The following is a 25,794-nucleotide window of genomic DNA, read 5'->3' as shown; positions in this document are numbered from 1 at the left end:
AAAGGAGCGCCGCGGCGCTCCTTTCGCGTAGTGGCAAGCAGTAGAGTTTGTTGAGGCAAATCAATGAGTGACAAAAACGATAAAGTCCCTGAATCTCAGGACGTCTCTTCCTCACGCCGCCGTTTGTTGAAGGGCGTGGGTTTGATGGGCGGCGTGTTAGCCCTTGGCGGGGCGGCGGCGGCCGGTGTTGATAACCCGCAGGCGTCGAAGACCACGGGTTCAAAGCCGGGCTATGCGCCGGGCACGGTTTCCCCCGATGAGCGCTGGAGTAAACAGCCTTTCCACGGCGTGCATCAGGCGGGTATTCTGACCCCGCAGCAGGCGTCGATGATGCTGGTGTCCTTCGACGTGCTGGCAACCAGCAAGGCGGACCTTGAGCGCCTGTTCCGTTTACTGACCAGCCGTTTTGCCTTCCTCACCACGGGCGGCACCGCGCCGGAGGTTGACCCGAAATTCCCTCCGATGGATTCAGGCGTGATGGGTCCGGAAATTTACCCAGACAACCTGACCATGACGCTCTCCGTCGGCGACTCCCTGTTCGACCAGCGTTTTGGCCTTGCCGCGCACAAACCGCTGAAGCTGCAACGCATGGAGCGTTTCCCGAACGATTCGCTGGACGCCAAGCTGTGCCACGGCGACATGCTGCTACAGATTTGCGCCAACAACAGCGACACGGTGATCCACGCGCTGCGCGACATCATCAAGTACACGCCGGATTTGCTCAGCGTTCGCTGGCGTCGCGACGGCTTTATCTCTTCCCACGCCGCGCGCAGTCAGGGCAAAGAGACGCCAATCAACCTGCTGGGCTTTAAAGACGGCACCGCCAACCCAGACACCAAAGACGCGCCGTTGATGGATAAAGCCATCTGGGTGACGCCAGAGCAGGGTGAACCGGCGTGGACGGTGGGCGGCAGCTATCAGGCAATGCGCATTATCCCGATGCACGTCGAGTTTTGGGATCGCACGCCGTTGCAGGAGCAGCAAACCATCTTTGGTCGCCACAAACACAGCGGTGCGCCTTTGGGAATGGCGAAAGAGCACGACGTGCCGGACTACAGCAAAGACCCAGAAGGCAAGGTGATTCCGCTTGATGCCCACATTCGCTTGGCCAACCCGCGCACCAAAGCCACCGATGACAGCCTGATGCTGCGTCGCGGCTATAGCTACTCGCTGGGAGTGACTAACTCCGGCCAGTTGGAGATGGGGCTACTGTTTGTCTGCTTCCAGCACGACCTGGAGAAGGGCTTCCTCGCGGTGCAAAAACGCCTGAACGGCGAGCCGCTGGAAGAGTACATTCGCCCGGTGGGCGGCGGCTTCTTCTTCACGCTGCCCGGCGTGCAGGATGAGAACCACTATTTGGGTCAGTCGCTGATCGAAGCATAATTCAGCAAACCGCAGAATATCCCCCTTAGCTCTGTCAGGAGAAAGGGGGATAGATTTCAATTTCTTACGCCTCGTTACCGAATTCACCGCCTGTTAATACTCCCGCTAATTCATAAAAATCTGAGGAATGTCATGATGCTAAGTCGTCACGATGTCCGAGGAAACCCTGTTTATGACCATCAACCATCAGCGCCGAAAACTGCTTATTTTAGGTATGGGCATGGCCCTGACCGCGCCGCGCGTGTATGCCAAATCTGTTGCCGCGCCGGTCTCGCTGACCTCTGACGCCGCGCAAATTAACGTGACTATTCCGTCTGCTGATAAACGCAGCCGCGTGTTCACCCTCGACAACCCGCAGCGGGTGGTGATTGATGTGCCGATGGAGGCGTTTCCTCCCGCGCTAATCCACTCGCTGACCGTGTTGAAGCAAAAATTCCCGTGGCTGGTTCATACCGAGATTGCCCATTTCGCGCCGCAAATCACCCGGATTGTGCTGCAACTGAGCGCCGCGCCGCGTTTGCAGCGCACCAAGACGGCGGGCCAGTTGCAGGTCGGTATTAGCCTGCCGGGAGGGGCCGTCAGTCAGGCTCTGCCAACCGCCGCTGCGCCCGGGGCCGCCAAGAAGCCGTTGCTGGTGATGATTGATCCCGGCCACGGCGGTAAAGATCCGGGAGCAATTGGCAATGAAGGCACCTATGAAAAACACGTGGTACTGCATATTGCCAAACGGCTGCAAAGCCTGCTGGATCAGGAACATGGCATTCACGCCGTGCTGACGCGGCAAGATGATGTGTTTATCCCGCTTTATCATAGGGTGAGTCTGGCGCACCAACACCAGGCCGACCTGTTTATCTCGATCCACGCCGACGGCTTTACTAATGATGATGTCTCGGGCGCGTCGGTGTTCGCGCTGTCGCCACACGGTGCGGGGAGTGCCATGGCGCGCTATTTGTCGCAGAGTGAGAACAGCGTCGACGTGCTGTATGACGATGATTTCAAGACCGACGATCCCTATCTGAAGGAGACGCTGTTTGACCTCGACCAGCGTGAAACCATCAGCCGCAGTCTGGATTTCGGCCGCCATTTGGCGTCAAACATTATCAAGGTTCACCCTATGCACAGTCCCCACCCCGAGCAGGCGGGCTTTGCCGTGCTGAAGTCTCCGCGCATCCCGTCGGTGCTGGTGGAAACCTCCTTTATCACCAATAAGCATGAAGAAAAGTTGCTCGGCGAGCCGGTATTTCAGGAGAAGATGGCTCGCGCGATGGCCGAGGGGATCAACAGTTATTTCCTCAATGAAAAGAAAAATAATCTGTTGAGCTGAGCTGCCGTTTAACCGTTTTCTTGTAAATTGAATGAGTAAGCTAGAAAAATTTACTCGTTGGCGCAGGACCTTAGGCCAAATTACGGAGAGAACAGTTGAGTCAGACACCAATTTCCAGCCCGATTTGGCGCCTAACCCTCGCCACGGTCGCTACCGGCATTCTAGCCGGGCTAGGCGGCATGACCTTGGCGCTTATTCTTCACAGCATTCAGCACCTGGCGTTTGGCTACAGCCAGAACGCTATCATCAGCAATGAAAGCTTTTTGCAGGGGGTGACTGCCGCGACGCATGGGCGGCGCTTTGCCGTGCTGGTGGTGTGTGGCTTGGTGGCCGGGATCGGCTGGTGGGCGCTCTATCGCTGGGGCAAGCCGCTGGTGAGTATCGCGGCGGCGGTGAAATCCGATAAGCCCGATATGCCGTTCTTCAGCACCACGATTCACGCCTTGCTGCAAATCATCACAGTGGCGCTGGGTTCACCTCTGGGCCGCGAAGTGGCACCGCGCGAAATTGGCGCTATCTCCGCTAACTGGCTCTCCCAACGTTTTGCTCTCACCGTGCGTGAAACCCAAATCATGATTGCCTGTGGCGCAGGCGCGGGGCTGGCGGCGGTGTATAACGTGCCGCTCGGCGGGGCGGTCTTCGTGCTGGAAGTGCTGCTGGGTGCTTTTAGCTGGCAGCTGCTGCTTCCGGCGATCTGTACTTCTTCTATTGCCGCCCTGGTAGCCTGGATTGGGCTGGGCAATGAGTCCCAGTACCACCTGATGCCGCTGGATATCACGCCGTCGCTGCTGGTCTGGTCGGTGGTGATGGGGCCAGTGTTCGGCTTCGCGGCCTACTGGTTTACGCGCCTGACCAACAAGGCCAAAGCGCAGGCCCCGCGCGACGCCAGGCTGATCGCGCTCAATCTGATTAACTTTGCGATTATCGGCATTTTGGCTGGTTGGCTGCCGGAACTATTGGGCAATGGTAAAGGCCCGGCGCAAATCAGCTTCGACAATCAGATCACCATCGCGCTGGCGGCGCTGCTGCTGGTGGCGAAAGTGGCTATCACCTGGAGCACGCTGCGGGCGGGTGCGCAGGGCGGGTTGCTGACGCCGGGGCTGTCTAACGGCGCGTTGCTGGCCTGCGTGCTGGGCGGGCTGTGGAATATTTATTGGCCGGGCACCTCTCTCGGCGCTTTTGCGATAATCGGTGCGGCGGCCTTTTTAGCTTCCTCAATGAAAATGCCATTGACGGCGGTGGTATTAATTATGGAATTTACCCGCGTTGGGCATGATTTTTTGATCCCGATTTTATTCGCGATAACGGGTTCAATCGCGGTGCAAAGCCTTTGCAGCAAGGCCTTCGAGGCTAAAAAGAGTTAATCACTGCGTGCGGCAGGACAATAGGATCTTTTTTAGATCGTGAAAGATCCTATTGACCAACTCAACAAACTTTCTTACATTTCAGTAACAGGTTAGTAATGAAAATTCTTAGCAAAGATGGCAGCTGTCACTATACTGTCATTATCAGGCGGTACTTTTTAGTTAACGCTCAGTAGCTTTAAATTAATAAATTGAATTGAGCAGGATTAAAAAGTTTACTCGGTGAGCGGCCAAGGTCGTAAATATCACAGCGGGGATCGCGAATGAGAAAGTCCTATTTTGGGCTGAGTAACAAAAAAACATATTTACACCTCTCCACTCGTTGTCACTGCTTAACCGCAAACGAGGGACAAGACTTCGACTCTCTGATATTAACCGACCAAACCTTTTCCACGTCTTTATTATTTCGTCACTTTTCAACCACACAACAGCGCCTCCGTTCTTTAACTGACCCCACACTTACACTGCAACCAACTGGCTATTTGTCTGGCCGTTTAACTGGTTCTATTGCTTCCAAGGTCAGCGGTTTGTCATTAATGGCAATGCCTCCTCGTGAACAGACAGTATGTCTAAAGAAAATAGCAGGGCGCTCATTTATTAATCACCCGACGTTATTTTCCTCTTCACGTTATTCATTGGCTCAACTTGGTCTAAAAGGAGACCAAAACCTCATTTGTTAGTGAAACATAACCGTGCGGGCCTATGCCTTAGCGTTAAGTGAATCAAACTGTAAGGTGCCACTATGGGAAGACAGAAAGAAGTGATCAAAGCTCGTCGTGAAGCGAAACGTGTTATTCGTCGTGATTCACGCAGTCACCGCCAACGTGAGGAAGAATCTGTGACCTCTTTAATCCAAATGGGCGGTGTGGAATCGATTGGAATGGCGCGCGACTCTCGCGATACCTCTCCAATCCAGGCACGAACTGAAGCTCAAGGTCATTACTTATCAGCCATAGAGAATAAGCAGTTAATTTTTGCTACCGGCGAAGCAGGCTGTGGCAAAACATTTATTAGCGCGGCGAAAGCTGCAGAGGCATTAATACATAAAGAGATAGATAGGATTATTGTTACCCGTCCGGTATTGCAGGCCGATGAAGACCTCGGTTTCTTGCCCGGCGATATCTCTGAGAAGTTCGCACCTTATTTCCGTCCGGTATACGACATCTTATTACGTCGTCTGGGTTCATCATTTATGCAATATTGTCTGCGACCGGAAATAGGTAAGGTTGAAATTGCACCTTTCGCGTATATGCGCGGGCGTACTTTCGAAAACGCAGTGGTTATTCTGGACGAAGCCCAGAATGTCACGGCCAGCCAAATGAAAATGTTCCTGACCCGTCTCGGCGAAAATGTGACGGTAATAGTAAATGGGGATGTTACCCAATGCGATTTGCCGCGTGGGGTAGTATCAGGGCTTAGCGATGCAATGTCTCGCTTCGAAGAAGACGAGATGGTTGGCATCATTCAGTTTGGTAAAGAGGACTGCGTGCGTTCAGAGCTGTGTAAACGCACCCTGCACGCCTACTCTTAATTCTTCCCTCGCACCTGTCTCTAATAAAAAGGCCGCCCAATGTGAATTGAGGCGGCCTTTGTTTTATCAGTAAGCAGGCTTACAGCATGATGATCATCATGTACGCCACAAACAGCGCCAGGTGAGCAGTACCGTTTAATACATTGGTACGGCCAGTGGAGAAGGATATCTGGCACAAAATCAGCACTGACAGCATCACTACGATGTTCGCCGGGGCCAGACCGAAGATCAGCTCCTGGCCGGTCAGGGTGGCAATCAGGGTGACGGCAGGTACGGTCAGGGAAATAGTCGCCAGAACCGAACCAAAGAACAGATTCATCGCGCGCTGCACCTGATTCTTCATCACGGCTTTCAACGCACCCAGACCTTCAGGGGAGAGGATCAGCAGCGCGACCAAGAAGCCGGTGAACTGCGCCGGGGCGTTCAGCTCGGTTAACAGCTCTTCCAGCGGGTCAGCGTTGAATTTAGTCACCGCAATAACCAGCGCCAGATGGACAATCAGCCACAGGGTGTGGGTCAGATTGCTCTTGGAAGAAGGCTTGCCGTGGCCGTCTTCTTCACCTTCATCTTCGTGCTCATAAATGAACAGGCTTTGGTGCGTTTTAGTTTGAATCAGCAAGAACACGCCGTACATCGCGGCAGAAATCACGGCGACGATCAGCGCCTGCACGGTAGTGAAGTTACCGTCGGGCAGGGCGGCAGGCAGAACCAGCACGATGATCGCCAGCGGGAAAATCGCCATCAGGTACTGCTTAATACCACCCAAATTCACATACTGAGTCGCGAACTTACGGCCACCCAGCAATAAAGAGAAACCAACCAGACCGGCAGTCACGATCATGATGATCGAGAACAGCGTGTCACGCATCAGCGCCGGGGCGGCGTCACCCGTTGCCATTAGCGCGGAAATCAGACTAACTTCGAGGATAACCACCGACAGACTGAGGATGAGTGAACCATAAGGTTCGCCTAAGCGGTGGGCAAGAACGTCGGCGTGGCGCACAACGCTGAAGGCGCTGGCGAGAATACCCACCAGTGCGATGGTGTTGATGCCGATGACGGCGAGGAAATTGCTGCTATCACTCCAAAAGACCAAGACTAATAAGGCAGCAATAGGGAAAACGAGTGAATATTCTTGATGGCGGGATTTATGCTTCGGATGCTCCTGAGATGACACCATGATGATTATTCTCCTGTGCAAAACTTACGTGGCTCGGACGAACCGGCTTCACGAAACAGCAGTGTTTTCACTGCCAGCAAAGAACGCGTCATAGAGCACAACAAACTCGTTATGCCATGGCGCGTTAACTCGTTCACTATATAAGAAAAACGACTTAATTGATAGATATAAGCTTGCTTTGGTAATAAAAAATCATAAGACATCGATTTTAAGCGCTATAACTTAATATAAGGCGCTAATTAAGTCTGGTAGATGTGTTTTTTAATTCTTTAAATAATATTAAAAACAAAGAGTTAATTTGATAAGTTAGAGTTATGACGATGATGAGAAGTTTTCATCTGAGTCATCGAATAACCCCATTTTTTAATGGATTCCCTGCCCGCACTTACGCTGCTTTACGTTTACTGAATTATCTTTATCATTTTCAGCCCTATTGGGCTTATCGGAACATTACCTATAACCCTATTTAGCGTAGCAGCTAGACTTTGTTATGTAGCAAAACGGGTGATGAAACACCGATAGAGGCAGCAAAAAGTGGGGTTTTTAGACTTTGTTGCTTTATCAAATAACCCAGACGACTAACGAGGAGACTGGAAATGCCTTATGACAACCGATCATCTTTACCGGATTCCGTGCGTAATGTGCTCCCGCCTCATGCTCAAGACATCTATAAAGAAGCCTTTAACAGCGCGTGGGATGAATATGCGAAATCCAAAGACAGGCAGGGTGATGACAGCCGGGAAGAAACCGCGCACAAGGTAGCCTGGGCGGCGGTTAAGCACGGTTATCAGAAAGGGGATGACGATAAATGGCATCCCAAAAAGTAATGCATACCTTGGCTTTCTTACACTAAAAAGCTTTCCGCCCGGCCCTCGTGCCGGGCTTTATTTGTCTCTCATTGCCATTCCCGCCGCGCATTTATCAATGTTCACTAAATGTTCATCATATTTTCGTTTTGTGATCACCTTCAATCTTGATTGCTGACGCAGAAACGCATAAGGTTTGAACTATTAACGACATAAAGAAATTCTTATGTTTTTTTCCTTTTTTAGAGCGTTAAAAAGGAATAAAGCGCAATAACGGAGAAAACAGCGTCAACAGTATGGCAAGTTCTATAAGCAGTGGTTTTGAAGGAGGCGATGAATGTTAACCCGAGATTTTCTGCGTAACGCAGATTGCAAAACAGCATTCGGCAGCATCGACGAGTCGATGTTATTGACCTCCGAACAACGTTCCGCCTCGCTCGATTGCACGCTGGCGCGACGCCCGGACAATAGCCCGGTATGGATATTCGGTTACGGCTCTCTGATGTGGAATCCGGTGTTTGACTCGGATGAGGCGCGCCCGGCAACACTTAACGGCTATCACCGCGCTTTCTGTCTGCGCTTGACCTCGGGACGCGGGACGCACACCCAGCCGGGTCGCATGCTAGCGCTAAAAGAGGGGGGCCGCACCACGGGTCTGGCGTTCCGCCTGCCGGAAGATAAGCTGCGAGAAGAGCTGGAACTGCTGTGGAAACGTGAAATGGTCACCGGCTGTTACTGCCCGACGTGGTGCGAGCTGGATCTCGACGACGGCCGCAAAGTGACCGCGCTGGTGTTCATCATGGACCCGGCACACCCGCTGTTTGAAGCTGACACCTCATATCAGGTGATCGCGCCGCTGATTGCCAAAGCCAGCGGGCCGCTCGGCACCAACGCGCAATACCTGTTCGCGCTGGAGAAAGAACTGCAAACCTACGGTATGCGCGACGACTGCATGAGCGAACTGGTTAATCAGGTGCGCATGCTGCTGGCGGTATCTCCGGCAGAAGGGGTTCCCGGCCTCGGCTAAGACTTACTGCTGCAATTAACGCAACCCACTAAACCGCCATTGGATGCACTTCAAAAGGCGGTTTTTTTTATTACCAATTTTATTGCAATCGAGCAGTCAATGCGCATAATCCCAATCTTTATGAGAATCATTGGCATTCTCATTTTGTTCATTGGGGAACCTCTATGCAAACGTCACACCGCTCACCGTCGGCGGGTCGCCTGACCCGTAGCCTATTATCCGTGCTTATCTGTTCGGCTATCACTGCACCTCTGGCCCACGCCGCTGCGCCATCGCCAGCTGCGCCAGACAGCGTGAGCAGCCTAAAGGGAGAAGATACCCTGACCGTCACCGCCGTGGCGGATGACTTCAAGGCTGGGGGCAACACCCCGGTGCCAGCCTATCTTGACGGCGGCGTGGCGAACGGCGGAAGGTTGGGGATCTTGGGCGAGCAGGATGCTAAAAACGTGCCGTTCAACGTGATTAGCTTCACCGACAAACTGATTCAGGACCAGCAGGCGCGCTCGCTGGCCGACGTGCTGAGCAACGATGCCTCGGTGCAGAGCGGCTACGGCTACGGCAACTTCTCCGAAACCTTTATGGTGCGCGGCTTCTCGCTCAATGGCGATGATATCTCCTACGGCGGCATGTACGGCGTGCTACCGCGTCAGGTGGTCGCCAGCAACTTCGCTGATCGCGTCGAGCTGTTTAAAGGCTCCAACGCCTTTATCAACGGCGTCACCCCGGGCGGCAGCGGGGTGGGCGGTGCGATTAACGTCGAACCCAAACGCGCCTCTTCCGCACCACTCACTCGCGTCACGATGGATTACACCAGCTCCTCGCAGATTGGCACCGGCATTGACGTCGGCCGCCGCTTTGGCGACAACGACCAGTGGGGCGTGCGCGTCAACGCCCTGCACCGCGAAGGGGACGCGGCGGTGGACGATGAATATCGCCGTACGACCCTTGGCTCTATCGGCCTGGACTATCGCGGCGATCGTTTCCGCAGCTCACTCGACCTTGGCTATCAAAAGCAGGTCGTCGGCAATGGCCGCCCGCCGGTGTATCTCAGCCCGACGCTGACCAAAGTTCCAGATGCGCCATCATCAACCCTTAACTACGCGCAGCCCTGGTCGAACACCCATACCGAGAACGAATTCGGCATGTTGAAAGGGGAGTATGACCTCACCGATCACTGGACGGCCTACGCCGGGCTGGGTGCCAGCCATGCGCACGAAACCGGCGATTACGCCTCGCCAACCGTGACCGATGTTAATGGAAACGGCACTATTGGACGCCTCAGCGTGCCTTACTTCGCCGATCGCATCTCCACCATGGCGGGGCTGCGCGGGGACTTCGACACCGGCTTTGTGTCGCACAAGGTTAACGTCGGCTTCTCCAGCGTCTATGTGAAGACTCGCACCAGCTACACCATGCCGAAAACCGCCGATCGCGGACCGTTCAACCTCTATGATCCTGAGCCTATAAACTACCCGCCAACCAGTTTTACCGGCGGCCATATGGATGATCCGAAAGTGCGTAACCGCAGCCGCAGCAGTGGAATCGCGGTTTCTGACACCTTGGGCGTGTTGGATGACAAAGTATTGTTGACGCTGGGGGCGCGCCGTCAGGAGGTTCTGACGCGTGGCTACACCTATGACGGCGTGCAGAATGCGGCCTTCGACGACACCAAGGTCACTCCCGCTTACGGCCTGTTGGTCAAGCCGTGGGAGCATGTCTCGCTCTACGCCAACCACATAGAGGGCCTTCAGCCGAGCGATCCGGCGCCAAGCACGGCGTCCAACGCTGGCGCAGTATTCCCTGCCATTACCTCGAAGCAAAATGAAGTGGGTGCCAAGTTTGATTTCGGCACTCTCGGCGGCTCGCTGGCGCTGTTTGAAATCAAAAAACCGGCCTCTTACACCAATAGCGTGACGCACGAATATGGCCTGTACGGCATGCAGCGCAACCGTGGCGTCGAGCTGAGCGTGTTTGGTGAGCCGATGTACGGCGTGCGCCTGCTGGGCAGCGCCATGTGGCTTAAGCCGGAGCTGACGGACACCAACGGTGGTCTGAATGATGGTAACGACGCCATCGGCGTGCCGAATTATCAGGTGGTGCTCGGCGGCGAGTGGGATGTCCCGCGCGTGCAGAACGTGACGCTGACCGGCAAGGTGATCCGTACCGGCTCGCAGTATCTCAATGAAGCCAACACGCAAAAAATAGATGCCTGGACTCGCCTCGACCTGGGCGTGCGTTACGCTATGCCGATGCAGGAACATACTCTGACATGGCGCGCCAATCTGGAAAACGTCACCAATGAGAACTACTGGGCTTCGGCCACCGGCGGCTATTTGACGCAGGGCACGCCGCGCCAGTTTAAACTCTCCGCCACCTACGATTTCTAATCACCAATGCCTCCCTTGGGAACAGGGGAGGCAAGACTTTTCGGCACCTTTCCCTCCCCACTTTGATACTGAACATTTGGCTAAACGCCGCTTTAATAACCATACTCATAATCTTATGCGATAAAAGCATAAGGTTAGTCGTTAAACGACTTTCTTGTGAGTTAGCGACTCACATACACTCAGGAAATTATTAGCAATTTCGCTATGTTGGAGAGTCATCACCATGAAAGCCTTTATCCCTTCCGTTCTGTTCGCGGCTATCGCGGCCAGCTTTACCGTTCAGGCCGCAACGCCAGCGAATACCTTGGTTATTGCGCAATCTATCGATGACACGTCAAGCTTTGACCCGGCGCAGGGCTTTGAGCTGACAACCGTGCAGGCGTTCAACAATATTTATCAGCGTTTGGTGCAGTCAGACCCGAATAACCCAATCGATTTAAAACCGACGCTGGCGACCTCGTGGGAAGCAGGCAAAGACAACCGCAGCCTGACCTTCACCCTCGATCCGAAAGCCGTGTTCGCCAGCGGCAACCCCCTGACCGCCGACGACGTGATTTTCTCCCTGTCTCGCGTGGTGAAGCTCAACCTTGAGCCATCCTTCGTGCTGACCCAGCTGGGTTGGGATGCAAAAAACGTCGACAGCTTCCTGACCAAGGTTGACGATCACCACGTGAAGGTGAGCTGGACCGCCAACGTCAGCCCGAACTTCGTGCTGAGCCTGCTCTCTGCGCCAGTTTCTTCCATCGTCGACAGCAAACAGGTCAAAGAGAATGCCAAAGGCACCGACCTTGGCCATGAGTGGCTGGCCAGCCATTCCGCGGGCAGCGGCCCGTACAAAATCCGCACCTATGTGCCGCATGAAGTGGTGGTGCTCGACGCCAATCCAAGCTCGCCAGAGGGCGCGCCTAAGTTGAAAACCATCTTGATCAAAAACGTGCCGGATCCGGCTGCTCGCCGCCTGCTGATTGAGCAGGGCGATGCCGATATGGCGCGCAACCTCGGTGCTGACCAAATGGCCGCGCTGGAAGGCAAAAAGGGCGTGAAGCCGCTGGCGATCCCTTACGCGTCACTGTACTTCCTGCAATTTAACGCTAAAGCCTCTCCAGCCTTGGGCAACCCGGCATTTTGGGAAGCAGCACGCTACCTGTTTGACTACAAACACATCGCCCATGATCTGATGAAAGACACCTTTCAGGTGCATCAGGCGTTCCTGCCAGAGGGCTATCTTGGCGCGCTGAATGACAACCCTTACACCTACGATCCAGCCAAGGCTAAAGCCATTCTGGAAAAAGCCGGGCTGAAAAACGTCACCTTCACCATTTCAACCTCCAACCAACCGCCGTATTTGGACATCGCCCAAGCCTTGCAGGCGAGCTTCGCGCAGGGCGGGGTGACGGTGAAACTGGATCCGGGCCTGAGCCAGCAGATTTCTACCAAGGTTAAAGCCCACGAGTACGACGCGTACATGTCCTCATGGGGGCCGGATTACTTCGACCCGAACACCAACGCCTCTGCCTTTGCCTATAACGCAGAGAATGGCGGCCAGACGCTGGCATGGCGCGCCAACTGGTCAATTCCAGAGTTGAATAAACTGACGCTGGCGGCGACCGCCGAGCCTGATCAAGCTAAACGCGTGGCGGATTACCGTAAACTGCAATTAGAAGTGCAGAAAAGCTCGCCGTTCGTGATTGGTTTGCAGGCCAAGAGCCTGATTGCCGTGCGTGACAACATTCAGGGCTACGTGCAGGGTATCAACCCTGACATGGTCTTCTACAGCAAGGTCACTAAGTAATGACTGATAGTTCAACACCCGCCGGATTCGTCCGGCAGGGTTGGCGCTGGTCAGGCCGTCTGCTGACCGGCCTGATTTCACTGGCGCTGACGCTGCTCGGCCTGCTGGCGTTTACCTTTACGCTTTCCCACCTCGCGCCGATTGACCCCACGCTGCAAGTGGCTGGCGACCACGCCAGCGAATCGACTTACGCCCAGATCCGCAAAGATCTCGGGCTGGATCAGTCGGTGCCGGTGCAGTTTGGTCGCTATGTTGAGCATTTGGCTCACGGCGATATGGGTATGTCGCGCATCACCGCGCAGCCGGTAGCGAGTGATTTGGCGCGCACCTTCCCGGCTACCGTCGAGTTAGCTACCTGCGCCATCATCTTCGGCGCTTTCTTTGGTATTTCGCTGGCGCTGCTGGCGGTATGGAAACCGGGAAGCTGGCTGGATAACGCCGCGCGGCTGATTTCGCTGCTCGGCTATTCGGTGCCGATTTTCTGGCTCAGCCTGCTAGGGCTGCTGCTGTTTTACGCCGTGCTGCACTGGGCCGGCGGGCCGGGGCGGCTGGATGATGTGTATCTCTATAGCATGGAGCCAAAAACCGGTTTTGTGCTGATTGACACCTGGCTGTCTGGCGATCGCGAGATGTTCTTCAACGCTATCAGCCACCTGTGGCTGCCGGTGACCGTGTTGGCGCTGCTTTCCATGGCGGGGATCACCCGCCTGCTGCGCGCCTCAATGCTGGGCGAAATGAACAAAGAGTATGTGATTCTGGCGCGCTCGAAGGGCGCTGGCCGGGGCCGCGTGCTGCTGCGTCACGTCTTCCCTAACGTTTTGGGTACGCTCATCACCGTGTTAACGCTCTCCTACGCCAGCCTGCTGGAAGGTGCGGTATTAACCGAAACGGTATTTGCCTGGCCGGGCGTCGGGCGCTACCTGACCACCGCGCTGTTTGCTGCCGACACGCCAGCTATCCTTGGCGCGACGCTGCTGATTGGCACCTGTTTCGTGCTGCTCAATGCGCTGGCTGATGCCCTGACTTACCTTCTTGACCCGCGAACCCGATAAGTGGCTGACTGATATGACTCAACTTATTCCTGACCAGCCAACGCAGGTCGATGCCTCAACCGAATGGCGTCCGGCAAGGCGTATCACCACCTTGTCGATTGGCACCGTGCTGGTCATCATCCTGATTGCCTGCGCGCTGTTCGCGCCGCTGCTGGCACCTTTCGACCCGAACATTCAGCATATTGAATTTCGCCTGCTGCCGCCGTCTGACGAGCACTGGCTGGGCACTGACGGCTTTGGCCGTGATTTGCTCTCCCGCGTGATTTACGGCGCGCGGCCTACGCTGCTGCTAGTGTCGTTGATCCTGATCCTGACCATCCCCATTGGACTGCTGGTAGGGATCAGCGCCGGTTACATCGGCGGCTGGTATGAGCGCATTGTTATGCGCCTCACCGACATCGTGCTGTCGTTGCCAAGCCTGGTTATCGCACTGGCGCTGGTGGCCATTCTTGGTCCGGGCTTGATGAATGGCGCGCTGGCGCTGGCTTTCACCAGCTGGCCGCCGTTTGCCCGTCAGGCGAGGGCGGAGACGCTGGCGCTGCGCCGCAGTGACTATCTGGCGGCGGCGCGTATGCAGGGCATTGGCGGCTTACGCCTGATGTTCGGCCATATTCTGCCGCTGTGCCTGCCTAGCGCCGTGGTGCGCGCGGCGCTGAGCCTCGGCGGCATCATTCTGGCCTCTGCCGGTTTGGGCTTCCTCGGCATGGGCATCCAGCCACCGACCGCCGAATGGGGTTCGATGGTTGCCGAGGGCAGTAAAGTGATTTTCGACCAGTGGTGGGTCGCCGCCGCGCCGGGCGGTGCCATCCTGTTCGCCAGTCTGGCATTCAACCTGCTGGGCGATGGCCTGCGTGACAAAATGGACCCGCGACATGGCAAATGATTTCGAGAAGAACCAACAAAAGACGCTGCACAATGACGTGCTTGTTGCCAAAGACCTGACGGTCTATCTGCCCGGACCGCGCCCGGTGGAGCTGGTGAAGTCGCTCTCTTTCAGCGTCGGCAAAGAGCGCGTGGCGCTGGTGGGGGAGTCCGGCTCGGGTAAATCCTTAACCGCCCGCGCCCTGATGGGCCTGTTGCCGCACCCGTGCGAAGTGCGCGCCAGCCAGCTGACCTTAGGCGACCAAGACCTGCTGACCCTGCGCGAACGCCAGTGGAACCAGCTGCGCGGAAATCGCGTCTCCATGGTGATGCAGGATCCGAAACACGCTCTCAACCCGTCGCAGCCGATTGGCTGGCAGGTGGAGGAGCCGCTGCGCCTGCACACGCGCCTTGGTCGCAAAGAGCGGCAGGAGAAGGTGCTGGAGATGCTTAACGCCGTGGGCCTGCCAGACCCGAAACGCCTGTGCAAGCAGTATCCCCACCAGCTTTCCGGGGGCATGGGACAGCGCGTGATGCTGGCGATTGCTCTGATCAATGATCCACAGTGGCTGATTGCTGACGAACCGACCTCGGCGCTGGACTTTGACATGCGCGAGCAGGTGCTGGGGTTGATTGAGCGTCTGGTGGAGCAGCGCAACATGGGGCTAATTTTGATTAGCCACGACTTGCAGCAGGTGTCGCAGTTCTGCGAACGCGTGCTGGTGATGTACAAGGGCGACCTGCTGGATGAACTGCCAGCTGACCAACTGGCGCACGCCACGCATCCTTACACTCACACTCTGTGGTCATGCCGTCCGAGCAAGTTCACCCACGGCGAGCGCCTGCCGGTGCTTGACCGCGCGCTGCTTGAGTCTTTGAAATCCGCTTCATCGAAAGATGCTTGCTCACAGGAGCCACAGCCATGAGTCAGGTCGTTGCTGAATTAGACCACCTCAGCGTTTCACACCGTCACGGCTATGAGCTGCGCACCGTGGTGCATGACGTGCGTCTGAGCATTAAGCAGGGCGAGTGCTTCGGGCTAGTCGGGCCATCCGGCTGCGGTAAATCCTCGCTGCTGTGGGTGTTGGCTGGGTTAAACGGCCAGTGGTCAGGGAACTTAACCATGCTTGGCCAACAGCTGGTCCCGGGCAAGCCGTTCACCGGCAGCCTGCGCCGCGACGTGCAGATGGTGTTTCAGGACCCCTATGCCTCGCTGCACCCGAAACATCGCCTCAGCCGTACTCTGGCCGAGCCGCTGAAAATCCTTAAAGAGCAGGATATCGAGCAGAAAATCGCCGAAGGTTTTCGTCAGGTAGGACTCGATCCCAGCCTGATGAGTCGCTATCCACATCAGCTTTCCGGCGGCCAGCGCCAGCGCGTGGCGATTGTTCGCGCTCTGCTGCTTAAGCCGAAATTGCTGCTGCTGGATGAGCCGACGTCGGCGCTGGATATGTCAGTGCAGGCCGAAATCCTCAACTTGCTCAATGACTTGAAAGCTTCAACGGATCTGACCATGCTGCTGGTCAGCCACGACGCGGATGTGATTGACCACATGTGTGACCGAGCCGTGCATATGGCGAAAGGGCATATTGTCGGGTGATGTAGTCTACCGGCCCTAGCGCGAGGTAAGCGAGCGTTAGGGCCGGTGACTCATTAGCGCGCCAGCCCAAAGCCAATTTCATACAGCGGCGATTGGCTGTCGTGCGGCATATCGGACTGCTGCTTGAGCACGGCTTCCATGGAGGAAGGTAGCTCGAAAGGCAGTTTGCCGGTGAAGGCTTCGCTGCTGGTCAAGTGGCTAAACAGCACCGAATCACTGACCCCAAAATTGCCGATAATGGCTTTGGCTTTATCTTGTACATTGCTCAAAATCGCCGGGCGATCCAGATACAGGCTAACCACCGTCGGGACGTGCTTACTGGCATTAATGAGTGCCCGATAATCAGCATTGTCCTCAGTAAAGGCCAGCGAACCTTCGTGGTGGCGTTTGCCAAAGAACCAGTTCTGATGCAGCTTTTCATATGGCGCCTGGGCGCGGATCAGCGCGACATCGGCCTTTGCCGGCGAGTCGACGACGGTAAATCCTGCGTCCTGTGCCGCTTTCGTCGCCACGCCGTACAGCCAGATTTTTTTGCCTTTTTTCAGAGGTAAAATGGCGTCTTTGTTCTGCAACAGCACCAGCGAGCGCCACTGTGCGGCATCGGCCTCTTTCTGCCAGTCAGCCCGGCCCACGGTTTGCGCGGCTTTCTGCACATCAACGTACGGATTTTCAAACAGGCCGGTTTGGAATTTTTGCTGGAGAATGCGCACCACGGACTCATCAAGCCGCTGTTCGGTCAGCTGTTTTTCATTGACTGCGTTGACCAAAAGCTGGGAGTCGGTTACGCCGCCAAACTGATCGATACCGGCTTTCACCGCCTTAACAAAACGCTGCTGGGGGGTAAGCTGCTCGACGCCCCACGACATTCCGCCAGGTACCGGTTCTTTGCCGTCCGGCTCGCCGTTGATACACACCTCATCGCAGTCATTGGTGATCAGCCAGTCGCTGAGGATCACGCCCTTAAAGCCATATTGCCCGCGTAAAATATCCGTCAGTAGCTGGTGGCTAAAGCCCGCGCCGACCTGCTCCAGCGGTTTGCCCTCAATCGATACATTTTTCAGGATGGAGTAGGTGGGCATGACGCCAGCAACTTGAGATTCAAACGCGCCGGTGAAGGGGTAAATATGCTCTTTAAGATTGTTGCCGGCGAAAACGGCGTTCTTACCATAAACGCTGTGGCTGTCGAAGCCGTTTTCCGCCGCGCCATAGCCTACCCAGTGTTTAACCACCGAGATAACGCTGCCCTGATTCAGCCCGCTGTTGCCGTTTTGCATGCCCGCAATGTAGCCACGCACCATGTTATGGACGCGAGTCGGATCTTCGCCAAAGGTGCCGCTGATTCGCGCCCAGCGGGGTTCGGTCGCCAGATCGGCCTGCGGAGACAAGGCTTCTCTAATTCCCACTGCCAGATATTCCTGACGGACAATATCGGCATAGCGGCGAGTGGTTTTTTCATCGCCGATGGCGGCCAGGCCCAGTGTTTCCGGCCATTTGGTGAATTTACCGGCTGACGAGCTGGCACCCACTAAATACTCAAACGCGTTGCGGGGATCACTGCTGATGGTGATGGGAATACCCAGCCGCGTTCCTTCGGCAATCTGTTGAAGTTTGTTATTTTCTTCAGCCATCGCCGCCGGATCCTCCCCGGTTAAACGGGTGATCAGGCTATTCACCTTGGCCCCGGCAATCATCTGTTTCGCAGCGTCAAGATCATAGTTGCTACCCGCGCCGATCGGGCTGTTAGCCGTGGGGGCAGAGCCGTGCATCATCACTCCGGCTTTTTCTTCCAGCGTCATGCGCTTCACCAGATCCGCTGCGCGCATCTCCGGCGTCAGCCGCCAGTCTTCATAAGGTTCCAGTTTTCCCGAATGATTGAGGTCTTTGAACTTCAACCCATCGACGGTCAACAGGGTGACATCGCGCTGGCTGAGTTCGGGCTGATCATCATTGGCGAAAGCCGAAGGGGTGGAGAGCAGTAAGGCCGAAACGGCGAGGCTCAGCGGTGTGATTTTCATCATTATCATCCTTAATAGTTGATTTATATACAAACAAGCCGCTCAGTAATAACCTACTTAGGGGATTGATTTTGCGATAGAAGTCGCATATCCGAGGTGGCCGAAAAATCAGCACCCGCCATTAACCGCGCTTTAAATTTGGCTTAACGCCGCCTTAGCTAATTTTCTGAATTATATTGCTTAATTTCATGGTTTTGCCTTGGAGAGAGTGTCCTTACACTCGAAAAACACTTAATTTTTCGGGAGTTTTGCCTTCATGAAAGTTCGTCTTCCTTCTTTGCTTTTCTTGGCCGTTGCGGCGGCGTTCAGTGCTCATGCGGCGACGCCGAAAGATACGCTGGTGATCGCCAGCACCCTTGAGGGCATTATCAGTCTCGACCCGGCCGAAAGCTTTGAAACCGTGAGTTCGGGAAATTTAATCAATATTTATCAGCAGATTGTCTCTCCAGACCGCCAGCACCCGGACACACTGGACCCGGACGTGGCCTCAAGCTGGACCAAAGGCGATAGCGAACACAGTTTGGTGTTTACCATCAAGCCGGGAGCGAAGTTCGCCAGCGGCAATCCGGTGACGGCGGATGACGTGATTTACTCTTACACCCGCGCAGTGAAGCTCAACAAAAGCCCGTCGTTTATCCTCGGCGAGCTGGGCTGGACGCCGGACAACGTTGATGCCCAATTCAAAAAAGTCGGTGACGATAAGCTGCAAATCAGCTGGCCTGCGGATATCGGCAGCGAGCTGGTGCTGCGCGTGCTGACTGCGCCAGTGGCGGCGATTGTCGACAGTAAATTGGTGAAATCCCACGCGGAAAATAACGACTTCGGCAACAGCTGGTTGCGCTCTCGCTCGGCGGGCAGCGGTGCCTTTGAAGTGCGCAACTACGTGCCGCATGAGGCGCTGGTGCTGAAACGTAACCCGAATGCGCACCCGCTGGCTAAGCTGGAAAACGTGCTGTTTAAAAACGTCGCGGACCCGGCAACCCGTCGCCTGCTGGTGCTGAATGGCGACGCAGACATTGCCTATGATTTGGGGGCCGACCAGTTCGCCTCGCTGCAAAAAGAGAAGGGCGTGCGCGTCTTTGAATTCCCGGCCGCCAAGGTGTTCTATCTGGCCTTTAACACCGGCGACACCTCTCAGCCCGCGCTGAATAACCCGGCGCTGTGGCAAGCGGCTCGCTGGCTGGTGGATTACAAAGGCATCTCGCAGGACCTGCTGAAAGGTCAGTACGCCATCCACCAAACCTTCCTGCCGGACGGTCTGGCTGGCGCGATTGACGACCAGCCGTTCAAGCTGGATGTCGCCAAAGCGAAAGAGATCCTGAGCAAAGCGGGTATCGCCGAAGGCACCAAAATTGACCTGCTGGTGATCAACCAGCCGCCCTATTCGGATATCGCCCAGTCGATGCAAGCCAGCTTCGCCAAGGCGGGGATTAACTTAGTGGTACATCCGCTGGTGGAAAGCGACGTGCTGACTCGCATGCGTGCCCACAAGTTCCAGTCCATCTTCACCTACTGGGGCGCGGATTACCTCGACCCGAATACCAACGCCAGCACCTTCGCTTACAACGTGCCGGACGGTCCGAAAACCCTGGCTCAGCGTATTCAGTGGGTGATCCCGGAAATCAGCAAGCAGACCCGCGAAGCGGCGGCGGAATCTGACCCAACCAAACGACTGGCGCGCTATGCCGATCTGCAACGTGAATTACAGAACAATTCGCCATTTGTGGTGGCGCTGCAAAGCAAATTACTGGTGGCTTTACGTGACAACGTAACGGGCGCTAGCCAAAACGTGGCAGGCAGCCAGCTGTATTTGGATACGGTGAATAAATAAGGCCAATAGTGCGACCTAAATCGCGTATCAGGTCGCGCCAGCCTTAGCTTGAGCAGTAAATAGGGACCTTCTTTTCTTCATGGAGTATCCCTATGTTTGGTCGTCTTAGTTCTTTCTTGCTGTTGTGGGTTTGTTTGACTCAGGTTGTCAGCGCCGCCTCTCAGGTGGGTTTTCGTGAAACAACGCTGGGTGAAACAAGCCCACGCCCTCTGCACATTGCCATGTGGTATCCCACTCAGCAAACTCAACCTGTGACGCTAGTAGGCGATAACCCAGCCTTTGTCGGCCTTGCGGTTATCCGTGACGCCAGCCCGCAGGCGGGCAGCCATCCTCTGGTGGTGCTGTCTCACGGCTATGGCGGTAATTGGCGCAATCTCAACTGGCTGGCGGACGATTTAGCGGCTCAAGGCTATATCGTGGCCGCGCCGGACCACCCCGGCACCACCACCATGGACCAAAGCCCGGAGAAAGCCGCGCAGATGTGGCTGCGCCCTCAGGACCTCAGTCGGACGATCGACGCGCTGCTGGCGTCTGCGGAATGGGTGGGAAAGGTGGATAGCCAGCGGATTGCCGCCGTGGGACACTCATTGGGAGGCTGGACGGTAGCCGAGTTGGCCGGAGCGCGATTCGACACCGCGCAGTTTGTCAAAGATTGCCAGCCCGCTCCGCAAACGCGCATTTGCAGTTTGATGGCTGAAATGGGCATTAACCGTTCGCCGCAGTTCACCCAACTGCTGGATGCTGATTTGCGGGATCCACGAGTGAAAGCGGTGGTTTCCCTCGATTTGGGCTTTGCCAGAGGCTTCTCCAAACCCAGTCTGGCGGCGATAAAAGTGCCTTTTTTAGTGTTAAGCGCGGGAACCAATATCGCCGAATTGCCCGCCGAACGGGAATCAGCTTATCTCGCCGCTGGGTTGCCCGCCTCCAGCTCGCGCTATATGAATTTGAACGACGCCTCGCACTTTAGCTTTATGCAGCAGTGCAAACCGGGCGGAGAGGCGCTGATTGAAGAGGGGGCGCCCGGCGACGGTATTATCTGCCACGACGGCGCGGGACGTTCGCGGCAGGTCATTCACCAGCAGGTTGCACAGCTTATTGCTGAGTTTCTGGCTCAGGCCGTGCCAGTGCATTAGCGCGTCGATAGTCACCGGGGTTCATGCCCGTCTGTCGCAGGAATTCGCGGTTGAAGTTGGACTTGGTGCGGAAACCTGACTCAAAAATAATGCTGGTGACCGTCAGCTCGGTTTCTCTCAGCAGGCGACAGGCTTCCTCCACGCGGTAACTGTTGAGCAGTTGCGATACGCTGCATTGCAAAACGCGGTTTACCGCATGTGAAATCTGTCGAGTGGGGATTAACGCCTTGCGCGACAGGCGATCGAGGGTGATGTCGGGATCGAGAAACAGGGCTTTGTCGCGGATCAGCGCCCGGATTTGCTCGACAATAACCCGGTCATCATCCGAAGCCGCCACGGCTTTTTCAGCCATGGGCGCGGCATCGGTCGGTTCGACCTGTGGAGCAGGCACGCTCTGTTGGCCAAGCGCCGCGCTCAACACCAGTAGCGGCAGGACCAGTAAGTTACATATCGCGACCAGCAGCGCGGCGTGCTGGCCGCTAAACAGGGTGAAATCAGCCGCGATCAGCGCATCTGAGAGGCCGGAGAGGCAGAGTAAAACGCCCGTCAGTAACAGCGTTCTGCGGGCGAGACGGGCATCAGAGAGGCGAACCGCAGGCAGATTGTCGCTGCTGCCCAGCCCTAATCGGCCAAAGGCCACGCCATAACCGAGATACAAGCCCGACAGGGCCGAGTCGAGAGGCGCGGGCCAGCCGAGGTGGGTTAAGGCGACCAGCAGGGCGAAAATCAGCGGAATGACGACGGGCGCGAGGCTCATCGAGCGACGCTGGGTGATATCGGCAAAGCAGGCCCAAGCCAGCGGCGGCAGTAGCGAGGCGACCACCGGCTGAATCAGGGTAACCAGCGGCCAATGAAAGCTCCAGCGCAGTCCAACCAGACTGGTCAATATTACGCAAAGTGCGATAAACAGTAGGCTGTGAAAACGGTGGGGCGCGCAGCGCGTAAACTCACGAACCCACAACACGACAAGCAGCAGAGAAATAACAAACGGCAAGGGGATGGCAATCATGGGTTTACGCTGGCTGAGAATAAAGCGTGAAGTGTAGCTTTTGTCACTCCTCCCGCCAAGTTGCACGCGCCACTGGGCGAGAGGAGTGGTTAAACGCTGTTAATCCAGCTTATAAACCTGCGCAGAAATCGCGCCAGCGTGGATGGCATCGCTCTGATCGCCCGGCTTATAGCTGCCTTGGGCATTATCTCCGGCCACCAGTTTGGCGGTTTTTACCTTCAACGCGGGGACGGAAACATCGCGCGGCTGCTCACTTGGATTGAGCACCACCAGATAGCGGTCATCGCCCGAGGAGCGCAAATAGACCATCGGGTAGGGCTGATTGACGTCGCTCACCAGCTTCCACTCGCCGTCCGCCGACAGTGCCGGAGAGTCTTTGCGCAGCGTCAGCAGTTGGCGGGTGTAGTTGAGCAGCGAGGCAGGGTCTTTGTCCTCCTTAGCTACTGTCGGGCGATTAGCGTCTTTATCCACCGGCAGGTAGAGATTCCAATAATCCGCCGTGGAGAATCCGGCGTTTTTCGAGTCATCCCATTGCATTGGCGTCCTTGAACCCGCGCGGTTCTTGGTGGCACGCCCCTGACTGCCCTCTTTGTTCCACAGCCCGGTCTGGAATTTCATCCCAATCTCATCGCCATAGTAGATAAACGGCGTGCCGGGCATGGTGAGGAAGAAGGTCATGGTGACTTTCAGCTGGTCGAGGGTGTTACGGTCACCGGCGTTCAGGCGCTGAATATCATGGTTGCCGGTTGGCAGGGAGATATAGCTCTTACCCTTGGTAGCGTTGTATTGCTCGGTGTAAAGATCGTACCACTCCTTGATTTGGCCTTTGCCCTGCTTGGCGAAGTAGCTGACCTGCGGCTCGAACTCGCCGCCGACCTTATTAAAGAACAGCGAGGAGAAGTTATATTTGCCGGTATGCATCATAAAATCGATGTTGAATCCGGCGGCGGAGGACTCTTTCGGGTTGCTCCATTCGGAGATAAGCACCCCCTCGGGATACTTGGCTTTGTACCATGAGGAGATGTCCTGCCAGACCTTGATTGAGGCCAGTTTGCCCGGATCATTTTTCACCACGCTTGAGGCCATATCCACGCGGAAACCGTCAGCGCCCTTGTCCATCCAGAACGCGATGATATTTTCAATTTCACGGCGGACCGCCATCGGGCCGGGGGCGTCAATCGGCTGTTCCCACGCGTGTTGCGGATTCGGATTAGCGTAGCCGTAGTTCAGCGCTGGCTGGGAATCGTAGTAGTTTTTGATGTAAAACGGCGAGCGCCCTGAGTCGGTTTTTACAAAGCTATCTTCACCAATCACGCCGCTGATTTGGTCTTTCTGTTTTCCTTTGACGTCGTCAGGAATTCTGTCCGGCCAGATGTAGTAGTCGCTGTAGCGCTGGTCCGGGCCTTTTTTCGATTCTAAAAACCAAGCATTTTGGTCGGAAGTGTGTCCCGCCACCAAGTCCAAACAGACGCGCAGGCCGCGCTTGTGGGCCTCTTCCACCAGTCGTTTGAAGTCGGCGTTGGTGCCAAAGCGTTTGTCGATGGAGTAGAAGTCGGTGATGTCATAGCCGCCGTCTTTGAATTCAGAGGAGAACATCGGGTTGAACCACAAGGTGTTCACGCCGATGGATTTTATGTAATCCAGCTTGTCGATCACTCCCTGAATGTCGCCGACGCCGTCGCCGTTTGAATCTTTAAATGAGGAGGGGTAAATCTGGTAAAAAACCGCTTTGCTGACCCATTCCGGCGCGTCGTTTTTGGCCTGCGCCTGCCCTGAAATTGCCGCGACGGCTAACGCGGTGAATATCGCAATGCTATGCTTCTTCATGTCACTTTCTCCTGAGTAAAAAAATAATAAAAAGTACCAATCGCGTTTCATTTTTAATACGAGGAGTTATGACAGTAGCAGCTATTTAGCCACGTCATTTCAATAGGCTAGGGCAGAGCATAGCTTTGTGAGTAGGGTCACAATCAATGATCGCGCTAATGAAATGTTGCAAGTTGATAGAGGTTTTATCAGCTGAACTTTGAAGATTTAAGGGGCTTATGCAGCAGGTAAATAAGAGTCAAATTGGCGGCGCGCTGAGCTTTATGCTTGGCGGGCTGATCTACTTATTGGCAGAGAAAATCGCCGCGCTGGGTTGGCGGCAACCGGCCTACAGCTACGTTAATAATTACATCAGCGATCTGGGTGTTGCCGAGTGCGGCGTGATGCCGGACGGACGAGACATTTGCTCGCCGCTGTATGGCGTGATGAACGCCGGTTTTGCGATAGAAGGCGTGCTGTTTTTCATCGCCTGCTGGCTGTTACGGCCGTTGTTTAGCGGCCTGTCGGCAAGGCTGATGCTGCTCTTCGGCCTGCTGCACGGCATAGGCGGAATTCTCATTGCTCTGTTCCACAGTGAACCTTCAGACACAGTTTTTCATGGTGTGTCACTGCATCAGTTCGGCGCATTTCTGGCGATTGTCGGCGGGAATCTGACCTTGCTGTGCGCGGGCTGGAGCCAGTGGAATAAAGCCTCTTGGCTGATTTTCAGCAGGTTAAGCTGGCTGTTGGGCATTTTCGGTTTGCTCAGCCTGGTGGTGCTAACGCGGGGTATTTTACCCACCGGCGTTGCTGAGCGAGGCTCGGTTTACAGCATCACGTTTTGGCAAATTTTTACCGGCATCTCTCTGCTGGCGGCGCGGAGAAATAAGCAGCAGGCGGCCTGAAACCGCCTGCCAGTCGGCTTATTTGTTACCGAAACGGCCAATAATCCCGGCGGCACCTTTGCTGTGTCCGTCGAGTTTTTCCAACAGCTGTTCGCGCGTCAGGCCCGCAGGCAGGGCATCCGGCGTCAGGTCGGTGGCGATCAGCGTGAAGGTGTAGTGATGAACTCCGGCGCTGACCGGCGGGCAAGGTCCGTTGTAATGTCCGTTACCCTGGGTGCTTTTGCCGCCGACAAAGCCTTTGCTTTTCGCCAAATCGTTTTCGGCAAAGCCTTTGGCATCCGGCGCAATCCCGTAAGCCACCAGATGATTCACCCCCAGTCCGCCGCGCCCCTCTGGGTCAACCATCGTCAACGCCAGACTCTTGGTGCCTTCGGGCACATTTTCCCAACTTAGCGCCGGAGAGGCGTTTTCACCGGTACAGAACTGATTGCCTTTGATATTTCCTGCGAACTTCTGCGCCATCATCTCACCATCTTTGAAGTCGCCAGAGGTAAGGGTGAAGATACCCGCCGCATTGGCGAGCGGTAACCACGCAGCGAGCGTGACGGCGAGAGTCGTTTTTAACACTGTTTTACATGCGGGCATGGTGAATCCTTCGGATGGGAATGTGTTTGAAAGCATAGCAGGAGGGGGGAGTTATGCGCATAACAGGCAGGGAGAGGAAAAGTGATGAATTGTTATTGAGGGGTTTTAATTGCGAATTTTGGGGGGGGGAATTCAAGACCGTGGGCTCGCCGCCCACACGGGCCCAAAGTTCAAGGTCGTGCGCTGCCGCCACACCGGCCTTA

Annotated in this window: 20 protein-coding genes and 1 pseudogene; 16 read left to right on the top strand and 5 right to left on the bottom strand. The window is 55.6% G+C overall.

Annotation, left to right across the window (positions count from 1 at the left end):
* Nucleotides 1–63 precede the first annotated feature (63 nt).
* From efeB to phoH, 5 genes and pseudogenes are all read left to right on the top strand, one after another.
* Nucleotides 64–1,383, top strand: a complete 1,320-nt coding sequence (gene efeB / locus SBO83_RS05955; protein ID WP_396130795.1) for an iron uptake transporter deferrochelatase/peroxidase subunit — start codon at nucleotides 64–66, stop codon at nucleotides 1,381–1,383.
* Nucleotides 1,384–1,534: 151 nt separating this feature from the next.
* Nucleotides 1,535–1,840 (top strand): annotated as a pseudogene (locus SBO83_RS05950) (N-acetylmuramoyl-L-alanine amidase); the annotation flags it as partial.
* Between the two features lie 21 nt (nucleotides 1,841–1,861).
* Nucleotides 1,862–2,707 carry an N-acetylmuramoyl-L-alanine amidase gene (locus SBO83_RS05945; protein ID WP_396130937.1) on the top strand — a complete coding sequence of 282 codons (846 nt, stop codon included), beginning with the start codon at nucleotides 1,862–1,864 and terminating at the stop codon, nucleotides 2,705–2,707.
* A gap of 95 nt (nucleotides 2,708–2,802) precedes the next feature.
* On the top strand, nucleotides 2,803–4,071 hold the full coding sequence (locus tag SBO83_RS05940; protein ID WP_396130794.1) for a chloride channel protein: 1,269 nt from the start codon (nucleotides 2,803–2,805) through the stop codon (nucleotides 4,069–4,071).
* Between the two features lie 742 nt (nucleotides 4,072–4,813).
* A complete protein-coding gene (gene phoH / locus SBO83_RS05935; protein ID WP_034790157.1) occupies nucleotides 4,814–5,602 on the top strand; it encodes a phosphate starvation-inducible protein PhoH in 789 nt (262 codons plus the stop codon).
* 79 nt (nucleotides 5,603–5,681) lie between these two features.
* Here phoH and chaA read toward each other — a convergent pair whose 3' ends face one another.
* Nucleotides 5,682–6,782 (bottom strand): sodium-potassium/proton antiporter ChaA, encoded by a 1,101-nt coding sequence (gene chaA / locus SBO83_RS05930; protein WP_396130793.1) that lies wholly within the window; start codon nucleotides 6,780–6,782, stop codon nucleotides 5,682–5,684.
* A gap of 596 nt (nucleotides 6,783–7,378) precedes the next feature.
* Between chaA and chaB the strand changes: the two genes are divergently transcribed.
* From chaB to SBO83_RS05890, 8 genes are all read left to right on the top strand, one after another.
* Nucleotides 7,379–7,609: a putative cation transport regulator ChaB gene (chaB, locus tag SBO83_RS05925; protein ID WP_396130792.1), complete on the top strand. Its 231-nt coding sequence runs from the start codon at nucleotides 7,379–7,381 to the stop codon at nucleotides 7,607–7,609.
* A 316-nt stretch (nucleotides 7,610–7,925) separates the two neighbouring features.
* Nucleotides 7,926–8,615 carry a gamma-glutamylcyclotransferase gene (locus SBO83_RS05920; RefSeq protein ID WP_353501938.1) on the top strand — a complete coding sequence of 230 codons (690 nt, stop codon included), beginning with the start codon at nucleotides 7,926–7,928 and terminating at the stop codon, nucleotides 8,613–8,615.
* A 164-nt stretch (nucleotides 8,616–8,779) separates the two neighbouring features.
* A complete protein-coding gene (locus SBO83_RS05915; protein ID WP_396130791.1) occupies nucleotides 8,780–11,002 on the top strand; it encodes a TonB-dependent siderophore receptor in 2,223 nt (740 codons plus the stop codon).
* Between the two features lie 223 nt (nucleotides 11,003–11,225).
* On the top strand, nucleotides 11,226–12,794 hold the full coding sequence (locus tag SBO83_RS05910) for an ABC transporter substrate-binding protein (RefSeq protein WP_396130790.1): 1,569 nt from the start codon (nucleotides 11,226–11,228) through the stop codon (nucleotides 12,792–12,794).
* Nucleotides 12,794–13,846 carry an ABC transporter permease gene (locus SBO83_RS05905; RefSeq protein ID WP_353501941.1) on the top strand — a complete coding sequence of 351 codons (1,053 nt, stop codon included), beginning with the start codon at nucleotides 12,794–12,796 and terminating at the stop codon, nucleotides 13,844–13,846. The genes SBO83_RS05910 and SBO83_RS05905 overlap by 1 nt, the downstream gene beginning before the upstream one ends.
* A gap of 13 nt (nucleotides 13,847–13,859) precedes the next feature.
* Complete coding sequence (locus SBO83_RS05900) at nucleotides 13,860–14,729, top strand: ABC transporter permease subunit (RefSeq protein WP_396130789.1); 870 nt, start codon at nucleotides 13,860–13,862, stop codon at nucleotides 14,727–14,729.
* The gene (locus SBO83_RS05895; protein ID WP_396130788.1) at nucleotides 14,719–15,633 is read left to right on the top strand and encodes an ATP-binding cassette domain-containing protein; all 915 of its coding nucleotides are present in this window, start codon (nucleotides 14,719–14,721) and stop codon (nucleotides 15,631–15,633) included. Before SBO83_RS05900 ends, SBO83_RS05895 begins: the two co-directional genes overlap by 11 nt.
* On the top strand, nucleotides 15,630–16,307 hold the full coding sequence (locus tag SBO83_RS05890) for an ATP-binding cassette domain-containing protein (RefSeq protein WP_396130787.1): 678 nt from the start codon (nucleotides 15,630–15,632) through the stop codon (nucleotides 16,305–16,307). Before SBO83_RS05895 ends, SBO83_RS05890 begins: the two co-directional genes overlap by 4 nt.
* Nucleotides 16,308–16,360: 53 nt before the next feature.
* Here the strand turns inward: SBO83_RS05890 and SBO83_RS05885 are convergent, their stop codons facing one another.
* Nucleotides 16,361–18,322, bottom strand: coding sequence for a glycoside hydrolase family 3 N-terminal domain-containing protein (locus SBO83_RS05885; protein ID WP_396130936.1), 1,962 nt, complete (start codon nucleotides 18,320–18,322; stop codon nucleotides 16,361–16,363).
* Nucleotides 18,323–18,578: 256 nt separating this feature from the next.
* On the opposite strand from SBO83_RS05885, the gene SBO83_RS05880 reads away from it, so the two are divergent.
* Together SBO83_RS05880 and SBO83_RS05875 are read left to right on the top strand one after the other, a co-directional pair.
* Nucleotides 18,579–20,153, top strand: a complete 1,575-nt coding sequence (locus tag SBO83_RS05880; RefSeq protein WP_396130786.1) for an ABC transporter substrate-binding protein — start codon at nucleotides 18,579–18,581, stop codon at nucleotides 20,151–20,153.
* Nucleotides 20,154–20,245: 92 nt separating this feature from the next.
* A complete protein-coding gene (locus tag SBO83_RS05875; protein ID WP_396130785.1) occupies nucleotides 20,246–21,286 on the top strand; it encodes an alpha/beta fold hydrolase in 1,041 nt (346 codons plus the stop codon).
* Here SBO83_RS05875 and SBO83_RS05870 read toward each other — a convergent pair.
* Both SBO83_RS05870 and SBO83_RS05865 read right to left on the bottom strand, forming a co-directional pair.
* Entirely contained in the window at nucleotides 21,246–22,295 is a 1,050-nt protein-coding gene (locus SBO83_RS05870) for a helix-turn-helix domain-containing protein (RefSeq protein ID WP_396130784.1), read from the bottom strand. The genes SBO83_RS05875 and SBO83_RS05870 overlap by 41 nt on opposite strands.
* Nucleotides 22,296–22,394: 99 nt before the next feature.
* Nucleotides 22,395–24,122 carry an alpha-amylase family glycosyl hydrolase gene (locus tag SBO83_RS05865; protein ID WP_396130783.1) on the bottom strand — a complete coding sequence of 576 codons (1,728 nt, stop codon included), beginning with the start codon at nucleotides 24,120–24,122 and terminating at the stop codon, nucleotides 22,395–22,397.
* Between the two features lie 218 nt (nucleotides 24,123–24,340).
* Here SBO83_RS05865 and SBO83_RS05860 point away from each other — a divergent pair, with 218 nt between their 5' ends.
* Nucleotides 24,341–25,006 (top strand): DUF998 domain-containing protein, encoded by a 666-nt coding sequence (locus tag SBO83_RS05860; protein WP_396130782.1) that lies wholly within the window; start codon nucleotides 24,341–24,343, stop codon nucleotides 25,004–25,006.
* 18 nt (nucleotides 25,007–25,024) lie between these two features.
* Here the strand turns inward: SBO83_RS05860 and SBO83_RS05855 are convergent, their stop codons facing one another.
* Nucleotides 25,025–25,591, bottom strand: a complete 567-nt coding sequence (locus SBO83_RS05855) for a YbhB/YbcL family Raf kinase inhibitor-like protein (protein WP_396130781.1) — start codon at nucleotides 25,589–25,591, stop codon at nucleotides 25,025–25,027.
* Nucleotides 25,592–25,794 lie beyond the last annotated feature (203 nt).

The organism is Ewingella allii (genome assembly GCF_044430645.1).
Classification (GTDB): Bacteria; Pseudomonadota; Gammaproteobacteria; order Enterobacterales; family Enterobacteriaceae; genus Ewingella; species Ewingella allii.
This window is presented reverse-complemented; position numbering and strand designations above follow the sequence as displayed.